This window comes from Streptomyces sp. KR55 (assembly GCF_052245645.1).
Lineage (GTDB): Bacteria > Actinomycetota > Actinomycetes > Streptomycetales > Streptomycetaceae > Streptomyces > Streptomyces flavusporus.
In genome coordinates, this window is record NZ_JBQQCE010000458.1 from 1 (window position 1) to 7,923 (window position 7,923).

At 64.5% G+C, this 7,923-nt stretch carries 7 protein-coding genes; 4 read left to right on the top strand and 3 right to left on the bottom strand.

Annotated features, from left to right (window positions below):
• Positions 1–157: 157 nt before the first annotated feature.
• Positions 158–454, bottom strand: coding sequence for a hypothetical protein (locus ACTWQJ_RS41690; RefSeq protein WP_443311625.1), 297 nt, complete (start codon positions 452–454; stop codon positions 158–160).
• 321 nt (positions 455–775) lie between these two features.
• Positions 776–1,333 carry an ATP-binding protein gene (locus ACTWQJ_RS41695; protein ID WP_443311626.1) on the bottom strand — a complete coding sequence of 186 codons (558 nt, stop codon included), beginning with the start codon at positions 1,331–1,333 and terminating at the stop codon, positions 776–778.
• Between the two features lie 207 nt (positions 1,334–1,540).
• Between ACTWQJ_RS41695 and ACTWQJ_RS41700 the strand changes: the two genes are divergently transcribed.
• Complete coding sequence (locus ACTWQJ_RS41700) at positions 1,541–2,920, top strand: sporulation protein (RefSeq protein WP_443311627.1); 1,380 nt, start codon at positions 1,541–1,543, stop codon at positions 2,918–2,920.
• Positions 2,921–2,923: 3 nt separating this feature from the next.
• On the opposite strand, the gene ACTWQJ_RS41705 is transcribed toward ACTWQJ_RS41700, so the two are convergent.
• On the bottom strand, positions 2,924–3,838 hold the full coding sequence (locus tag ACTWQJ_RS41705) for a phosphotransferase enzyme family protein (protein WP_443311628.1): 915 nt from the start codon (positions 3,836–3,838) through the stop codon (positions 2,924–2,926).
• Positions 3,839–5,667: 1,829 nt separating this feature from the next.
• On the opposite strand from ACTWQJ_RS41705, the gene ACTWQJ_RS41710 reads away from it, so the two are divergent.
• The 3 genes from ACTWQJ_RS41710 to ACTWQJ_RS41720 all read left to right on the top strand — a co-directional run bounded on the left by ACTWQJ_RS41710 (position 5,668) and on the right by ACTWQJ_RS41720 (position 7,740).
• Positions 5,668–6,306 carry a molybdopterin-dependent oxidoreductase gene (locus tag ACTWQJ_RS41710; RefSeq protein ID WP_443311630.1) on the top strand — a complete coding sequence of 213 codons (639 nt, stop codon included), beginning with the start codon at positions 5,668–5,670 and terminating at the stop codon, positions 6,304–6,306.
• Positions 6,307–6,703: 397 nt separating this feature from the next.
• Entirely contained in the window at positions 6,704–7,327 is a 624-nt protein-coding gene (locus ACTWQJ_RS41715; RefSeq protein ID WP_443311631.1) for a maleylpyruvate isomerase N-terminal domain-containing protein, read from the top strand.
• A 131-nt stretch (positions 7,328–7,458) separates the two neighbouring features.
• Positions 7,459–7,740, top strand: a complete 282-nt coding sequence (locus ACTWQJ_RS41720) for a hypothetical protein (protein WP_443311629.1) — start codon at positions 7,459–7,461, stop codon at positions 7,738–7,740.
• Positions 7,741–7,923: the final 183 nt, after the last annotated feature.

Sequence of the window (7,923 nt, forward strand, 5' to 3'; positions counted from 1 at the left end):
GGGGCCAATCGGGCACAACCGCGGGCAGGACCAGTGCCTGCCCGATTCGCCGGGCCAGCGTAAGGCCCCCTGTTCACTCGCCCCATGGCAGCTCCAGCCCAAAGTCTCTCCGGCCGGCGACGTGCCCACGCTCGCCACTCACCAGCGCAAAAGCCCCTCACGCTGCACCCCCGTCGCCGTCCAAGCGCGCCTCCAGGAGCCCGGCGAGCCGATTCACGGCGTCCGGCCAGCCCGCCAGCCGCACCACCCCGCGCCCGTCCTCATTCGTCGAAGCGACGGCCCGCACGGCGGACAGCTCGAAGCCCACACCCAGGAGCGCCCGGTTCAGACGATCGGCGGCCTCACGCGCCTCACGCCAACCCGCGATGTAGTCGACGCCTGACACCCAGAGACCGGAGCCCGCGCCCGGCACGTCGAGACCATCGCTCAACCAACCCTCACCGGAGCCAGTCACCTTGCCCACCTCTGCCCTGATCTAGGTAACGGATCATCAATTTCCTTGGACCAGGGCCAGAACGCAGCACGACGGCCCCGGTACCATCAGGCACCGGGTACCGCCGTGTTCCCAGCCGGGCCACCCTTCGCTTTCCAGGGCTGACGGGGTGGCCCGGCCTGTATTGGGATGTGAAGCGCGGCCCCTCACTCGGGAGGGGAGACTCCGGATTTCAGAGAGGCCGCGCCCCTTCGGCCGGAGTGGTCAGACTCCGGCCAGTGACCGGGTCGCCGCCCGCTCCCGATCGCGAGGGAGCAGAGCAGGGTGGCGACCCGGCGTCTGTCAGGCCGAGGACTCGGCCCAGAGTCGATCAAGGTCCAGGCGAGCCCACACCGTCTTGCCGCCGCCCTTGAGCCCCGGCGACCACCAGACCGCATCGGCCAGGCGCTGAACGATCAGCAGCCCGCGTCCCCTGTCCGGCAACAGCGCCTCGACGAAATCACCTGCCAACTCCGGCGAGATGAACTCACCCGCCGGAAGGTCGGGCGGAGTCGAATCCTCATCCAAGACGCCGATCCCCAGCAGACCCGGCCAGTTCACAAGCCACACGTCGATACGCCGCCCGGCACCAGGCATCGCCAAGCAGTCATCCGGTACCGCGTGGTGGACGACGTTGCCGACCAGCTCCGACACAACGAGCCGCGCGTCATCTACCGCGTACGCCAGCCCCCAGGTCTGGAGGTAGGAGCCAACCATGTCCCGCGCGGCCTTCACGCAGTCCGGGTCCTCCGCGTAGAGCGTCAACGCCCGGAAGTGGCCGTTGGCCGGGTCGTGCACCGAGCGGCGCGGAGCGCCCATCGTCGAGGCGTTCGCTGTGTGTTTGCTCTGCTGCACTTCCACCGCGTTCCCTCCCAAGCGCTGGCGAGCCCTGTGGCCCGCCGATCTGTGACGACCAGTGAACGGCGCGGGAAGCTCAGGCGGGAGCGTTCACAAGGGGGTTCACGTGAACACTGGCAAAGGCAAAGGGGGTTCACCAATGAACCCCCCAACGGGAGACTGCTGTGACACGATGAATACTCGCCGTCATTCTCGGGTTGGCAGGGGAGCATGAGCCGAGAGCCGAACGCGCAGTTGATCGCGGTCATGGACGAAGCGCAGGTCTCGAACAAGGGGCTCGCGAAGCGGATGAAGGACGCCGCCGTCCAGCGCGGTATCAGCCTTGGAACGACGCATGTCGCCGTACAGCGATGGCGGGACGGCGCAGGTATCCACCCGCAAACAGCGTCGATCATGGCGGACGTTCTGAGCGCCAAGATGGGCCGCCGCATCACGCCCGGCGATCTCGGCTTCTTCGACCACTCGAAGCAGGCCACCCCGCAGCCGGTTGGCTACCCGAGCACCGTTCCCGACGTCCTGTCCATGTTGGAAGGACTCGCCGACGAACGCGCCGAGGAGACTCCCGCCCCCGACCATTTGATCATCCCGGACGGCGATCTCAGCTCAGCCGTCCTGTCATGGATGATCGCGCGCCCCGACGGAATCCAGGCCGACAGGCCCACTCGCCAGCGCGTCGGCATGCGCGACGTGCGCGCGATCAGGGACGCCGCCAGCATGTTCATGCAGCTCGACTTCAAGTACGGCGGAGGCCACGGCCACAAGGCACTGCGCCACTACTTCCGGCACGAAGTCCTGCCCCTGCTGGATGCCAGCTACAGCGAAAGGGTGGGGACCGCGTTATTCAGCGCCGCAGCCGAGGTCTCCCAGTTGCTCGCGTGGACCGCGTACGACACCGGCAACCACCGACTCGCCCACCGCTACCTCACGTCCACGCTGCGCCTGTCCCAGGTCATCGACGACCGCATGTTCGGCGCCCGAATCCTCGGCAACCTCAGCCACCAGGCCAATTACCTGGGCAACCACGCCCAGGCCATCCAGCTGGCCCGCGCCGCAGTCGAGGGCGCCAAGGGCCGAGCAACCCCACGCGCCATGTCGAACTACTCGGCCATGGAGGCCCGCGCCCTGTCCAACGCAGGCGACGGCATCGCGGCAGCTCGCGCGATGAAGGAGGCAGAACGCCACTTCGAACGCGCCGACACCGGCGAAGACCCAGCATGGCTGGGCTACTTCGACGAAGCGGAACTCATGGGCGAACTCTGCCACTGCTTCCGGGACCTCAAGATGCGCCGGGAAGCCGTCGAACAGGCCCAACGAGCCGTGGACAGCACCGACCCGAAGTACGCCCGCACCCTGGGCTTCTGCCGCATGGTGCTCGCCCAGAGCCAGCTACTCAACGGCGAGTTGGAAGCCGCCGTCACCACCGCGAGCCTCGCAGTCGACGGCGGCGACTCCCTCCAGTCCAGCCGCTTCCAGCGCTACGTGACCGACTTCCAGAACGAAGTCAGCGTGCACGCGGCGAACCCCGCCGTTGCCGCCTTCAACGAGAAGGTGCACGACGCGCTCACCCGCCTGGACGAGGACGACGAGTAGCAGCTACCAGGGCCGCCAGTCCCGAGGCGCATCGTCGTTCCGCAGACCGGCGATGCGCCGGCGGTACTCAGCCGCGGTCTCCTCGTCTTCCTGAACGTTCTGCATGAGCCACGTCGTCATACCGAACTCTTGGATGCCCCGCAGCGTCTCGTACCCGGGCCAGTCGTACAGGTCGCGCCCGTACGCGGCCACGAAGTCGGCGTACTGTTCGTCGGTCTGCCACCCAAGGCTGTGGTGCTCCACAGCCGTGACCATGAGATCCCACTCAGGGTGGTCGTAGCAGAAGGCTTCGAAGTCGATCAGGATGACGCGCCCCTGATCATTGACCATGAGGTTCTGCACGTGGGCGTCCCCGTGGACCGGCCCCTTGGGCGTGTCGAACTTCAACTCGGCGTACTTGTCCTGTAGTTCCCGCCACCGCTTCCGCAGGAAGACTTTGTCCTCGTCCGGAATCACGGCCCGGTCAAGTCGTAGCTGTTGCTTGTCGAAGGGGGCGAACGACGGGAGTACGAGACCTTCCGGCACGGTCAGCGAGTGCAGATCCCGCAGGGCGCGACCGAGTTCCCCGTACGTCGCCTTGCGGTCGCCCTCGACGATCAGATGCCAGAACGTCACAGGGTGGCCGTCGATCAAGAACGGCTGTTCCAGATCCTCGATGATGCGGGCAGCCTGAAAACCTTCCCCCGCCAGCCACCGCGACACGGCCACCTCTGTGCGGGCCTTGGGCAACCACTCTTCCCCCCGAGCCACGCGCACGATCACCGGCACGGAGGCCAGCCGAAACAGTGCGTTCTCCCCGAGGCGGATCAGTTCTGCGTCTCTGTCGTCGAGCCCCGCAGCCCGGCACGCGGCGCCCATCACCCGCGCAGCGCTCGCCGACGTGAACCCCTCTTGCGTTCGAGCAGCGTCAACCGCCATGCCCGTACCAGCTCCCCTAGTCGCGCGCGATCAACCGGCGCACGACTAGGGGTGACCAACCCCGACGTGCGCCGGACACGACTCGACCGTATCGGGGGAAGCCCTGCGAAACGAGAGCAGGAGTGCCCCAGCCCAGCGCCGACAGCAGACCCCGCGCACTGTGCCTCGCCCTCTTTCGCAGCCTTCTTCTCGTACTCAGCCGTCGTGCGTGAGATGCACCAAGAGCCAGCTAATCAGGGCTCGAACTGCTCCCGCGCAGACCCCGCCAACCGCAGCAGCTGCGAGCTTCCTCCCAGAGCCCCTGTGGGACTGGTCGTCAGAGGTCGTGGTAGGTGGCGTCGTGTTGCGGTTTGCCATAGAGATCGTCTCCGCGAATCAGGTGTTCTGACACCGGAAACGGTGCGCCCAGCGGTATTGTCCGGCCAGCCGGAGTGGGTTTCGCGCAGGTCACGTCCGGACAATGATCACTGTTCGGGGAACAACACGGCAATGCTCGACGAACAAAGAGGCGGGGACAACACGTGGCAGGCAAGGGGCGGCCGGGGCGTGAGTGGGGATCCCTGAGAGGGGCCAGTCAAGAGATCAACGATCTCGCTTGCCTGCTGCGGGACCTGATCGACGCCAAAGACATTGGGCTACGCCAACTCCGCGCGCAGCTCACTCCTGATCACTTCACCACTGGAGCCGTGCCGTCCCTTAGCACTCTTTCCGAACGTCTGAGCGGCAAGAGCTTGGATTGGACCTTGGTCGAAGCTGTGATCGATGTGTGCGCAGACGGAGCGATTGCCGCACGACGCACGTCGGAGGCGAAGCGCCTCTGGAACAGGCACCGTCACTCGCCAACCCCCGTGCGTGATGAGTCACTGCCCACATCCGGCGGCACTGTCTCTGTCGCCGATCCCATCGTTGAAGCACAACGGCAGACCATCGAGGCCCAGGGCCAACTCGTCCAGGCCATGAAGGCCCGCGCGGTGAGCGAACAGGCACTGACCAACAGCACTCAACTGATCAGTGCCCTACTTGTGAGGATCGGCCGACTAAATGATCGGATCGCCGAATTGGAACGAACCACCGATTCGACTGATCGTGTACGTAAACGGCTCGCTGCGACTCGAAACCAGCTAACCCAGGCTGAGGCCAAGATGGCCTGGGCCGAAACGGAGCAGCAGGAGGCACTTTTCCTAGTCCGCAAGACGGATGACCGCGTAGCGGAGCTCAAGGAAGCTCTCCAGGTTATGAACTGGGATTACTCGATCCCGGATGATACGACGGTCGACGTTTGGGCGATGGCTGGACTCGTAGAACGGGCTTCAGATGCCTCTGACGCAACTCTCTTGCGGGACATATCAACCGCCCTACAGCATGTACATGAGGCCATTGATAATTGCGTGCAACTCATCCGTAGCGCGCATCCCGCATTGCGGGAAGCATCCACAACCGAAATGAAAGACGTATTCACACTAGGTCGCGACGCAACGTCAAGTCTACCCCTGCCCGGATATATACGCCTTCACGAGCGGCATGTGACGGTGAGTGGCCATCACATCTGGCAGTCAGTCGAATGGCATAACCCATTCCCCGAAGTCGTGCAGACCCTGAGCGACTTGCATCAAAATGGCACTCCGTCTGAGCTGGACCAGCTCTTGCGTGATGTGAGCCAGCTACCCGCCGACGAACTGGCCGAAGGTTTCGTCGCCCTACGCAACGCCGGACATGACACCGCGCTAAGGCGCGTACTCAAGCTTGCCGCCGAGCGCCCTGGCGGCGAAGTTTTCGAAGTCGTCTTAGCCCTTCGGAAACGTCGCTATATCGATGATGCCGAGCGGCTAATTTGGGACTTCAGCCTTAGACAACAGGGCGCGCAAAAGGGCTTTGGTAAGGTATCCGCACCCGGGCAGAAGATCGCAGACTCTTGGCTCACTCACCACTATGGTCCGGTTCCCCGGTTCAATCCGGAACGCTGGGAGTTCCGAGTGTTTGGAAGCACAGCGATACCCGGGACGGTTTCATTCACGTTTGAGAAATTCCAATCATTGCCCGGCTCTCGAATCACCGCCGACCTGCACGGTGTGATGGAATGGACGTGGCCAAACAATGTTTGGGATGGTGTCATGATGTCCACAGTGCTCGACTTGGTGCCACCAGCCGCCGGCGTTACGCACGTAATGGTGTGGGCTGAGTACGGTTACAGCGCGAACCTCCGGTTGAGTGACGTGTTGGGTGATCGCGCCATCCTCGCCACCCATAATCACGGTGAACCGCTCTCTCCCGAACATGGCTTCCCCCTACGGCTCGTGGTCCCCCATCTCTACGGGTACAAAGGCCCCAAGTGGGTACGTGGCATCGAGTACATGACTTCAGACCGCCGTGGTTTCTGGGAGGAACGCGGCTATCACAACATCGGCGAAGTTCGATATGAACAGCGTTATTCGTATCAGGAGGAGCAGGGCCAGGGGCCGCCGCTGTAGTGTCCCCGGCGTGCGTCGGGGTCCCGAAACTCAGGGTTGTTCCCGAAACAAAGACAGGAAAACCATTTCCCAAGCGGCGACGGAGCCCGCGCACGGCTGCAGGACCCACGCTGGCACCTCAGACCCACTCCACCTCGGAATGGATCCTCAAAGAGCCTCCGGGAGGCGGCAGAGGCGTCCTTGGTGCATCCCACACGGACCTCTGCTGCCTACCCTGAGCGACGGCTAAGGGTGACCAACCCCGACGTGCGCCAGACACGGCCTCGACTGTGCCAGGGACTCAGAACCCAATTGAGATCCGCTGCTACACCCGTTCTGGTCGCGTAGCTTGATCGGCATGGATCAGGGGCGGGTGGTTGAAGCGTTTCGTCTCGAGGCCGGGCAACTCGCGCGGGCGATGACCGGGGTCTCGGCGGCCGGGTGGCGTCTACCGACGCGGTGTGCGCCATGGACGGTGAGCGACTTGCTGGCTCATGTCCGGGTGGTGATTACTTGGCTGCCAGGCATGCTGGCCGCGCCGGCGCCGACCCGTGCCGAGGTCTCGGCGGTGGAGTACTACCGGCCCGACGACCGTTTCGCTCCGGACACCAACGCGGCTCGGATCGCTCTGGCCCGAGATCATGCGGCCGAACAGCTCAGCGGTGCCGCGCTCGCCGAGGACTTCAACGCCACTTGGCAACAGGTGGACCGACTGTGCCGAGCCGAGCCCGAAGGGCGTGTGGTTCGCACCCGGCATGGTGATCCGATGCTCCTGTCGGAGTTCCTGCTGACGCGCGTGGTTGAGGTCGCCGTACACGGCCTAGACCTGGCCGACGCCCTGGGACGCGAGCCGTGGATGACTTCCCAGGCCGCAGATTTGGTGCAAGACCTTCTGCTCGGCCCGGATAGGGCCGCGGCACTGGAGAAGCTGGGATGGAGTCAGCTTCGCTTCTTGCGCAAGGCGACGGGGCGCGAGGCGATCACCAGGGAGGAAGCATTGGACGTCAGCCGCCTGGGCATCCGATGGCTCACGCTGGGATGAGAAGGTCGCCAACTGACCTCAGCGAAACGGCAGATCTCAACACCCTCTTATGGCGCGCGACGAGGCCGGGGCATACGGAAGTGCCTCATCCAGCTCCCTGACCAGCGAAGTTATTACTGCATGAACGACGGTTGACTGAAATCTCGCCCATGCGCGCCGCGGAGGCCCGTCTCACACTCGGAGTCGCCGCAGCCCGCACAGGCGAGATCGAAGAGGCCATCGGCATGGGCACAGCGGCCCTCGAAGCCAACCGCAAGTCCCTCCCGTCCCTCCTTTTAGTCGCCGATGAGCTAGACAAGGAACTCCGCGCGCACTACCCCCGCGAAGCCGCCACACGCGACTTCCACGAGCGGATCATGACCATTAAGCGAGGCGCAGCCGGCCCGAGCTTCCGTTCTGAGTCTTACCAGTGATCGGGCCCTGCTTCCATGAAGGAAGCAGGGCCCATCTTGGCCTGCGCGACTAGGGCCAATGCCGTTGCGTTAACTTGCGGGCGTAGTCTGCTGGGACCGTCTCGGGGGTGGTGTCGGTGGCCGAGGGTGTGCCGGAGTTATCGGGTCTTGGGTTGTTGACCTGGGTGTATCCGCCGGGTCTGG

Bases quoted from the DNA above. Each gene is read 5' to 3' on its own strand.
- ACTWQJ_RS41715 (WP_443311631.1), top strand. From the start codon at position 6,704: ATGACCGGGGTCTCGGCGGCCGGGTGGCGTCTACCGACGCGGTGTGCG.
- ACTWQJ_RS41700 (WP_443311627.1), top strand. From the start codon at position 1,541: ATGAGCCGAGAGCCGAACGCGCAGTTGATCGCGGTCATGGACGAAGCG.
- ACTWQJ_RS41705 (WP_443311628.1), bottom strand. From the start codon at position 3,838: ATGGCGGTTGACGCTGCTCGAACGCAAGAGGGGTTCACGTCGGCGAGC.